Source organism: Streptomyces sp. NRRL S-1022 (genome assembly GCF_000720135.1).
Taxonomy (GTDB): Bacteria; Actinomycetota; Actinomycetes; order Streptomycetales; family Streptomycetaceae; genus Streptomyces.
In genome coordinates this window covers 1-672 of the sequence record NZ_JOIU01000105.1, presented here as the reverse complement: position 1 = coordinate 672, position 672 = coordinate 1, and the positions used below count along the sequence as shown (strand labels likewise).

1 protein-coding gene is annotated in these 672 nt (G+C 72.8%); it reads right to left on the bottom strand.

Annotated elements, in window-relative coordinates; genetic code table 11:
• Nucleotides 1–152: 152 nt before the first annotated feature.
• The coding region (locus tag IG05_RS0141015; protein ID WP_030349181.1) for a D-arabinono-1,4-lactone oxidase at nucleotides 153–672 on the bottom strand (520 nt) is incomplete at its 5' end.

Here is a 672-nt window from a genome sequence, read left to right as displayed (position 1 = left end):
TCATCGAACTCCCCTCACGGCCGGGACTCTCCGGCGCGGCGCAAGGCTATGGCCTGCGGAGGACTTTCGACAAGGGGTTAGGAAAGGGGTCCGTAAAAGTCCCTGACCCAGTGGCCCCAAGGGTGCGGCCGGCACGAAACGCGTGGCGGAGATCAGCCCTCGAGCACGTCCCGCACGAACGCGTTGGTGAACTTCCCCGCCGGGTCCAGCGCCCGCGCCAGCGCCCGGAAGTCGCCCAGCCGCGGGTACAGCCCCCGCACCGCCGGCGCCGGCATGGTGAAGACCTTGCCCCAGTGCGGCCGGGCGCCGTAGGCGTCCAGGGCCTCCTCCAGCCGCCGCACCACCGGCAGCACGGCCTCGGTGTCCTCGACCCAGGTGAAGTGCAGCGCCACGGTGTCCCGCCCGTACGCCGGGCTCAGCCACTGGCTGTCGGCGGCCACGGTGCGCACCTCGCAGGTCTGCGTGACGGGTGCGAGCGTCGCCCGGATCGCGTCGAGCGCGTGCAGCGCCTCCAGGGCCTGGGGCCTGGGCAGCAGGTACTCCGACTGGAGCTCGGCGCCACTGCTCGGGACGAACTCGGCCCGGAAATGGGGCAGTCGCTCGTGCCAGGGCCCGGGCACACCGAACTGCGCGGTGCAGTTGACCGCCGGCATGCCGGGCGCCGGGTGCAGC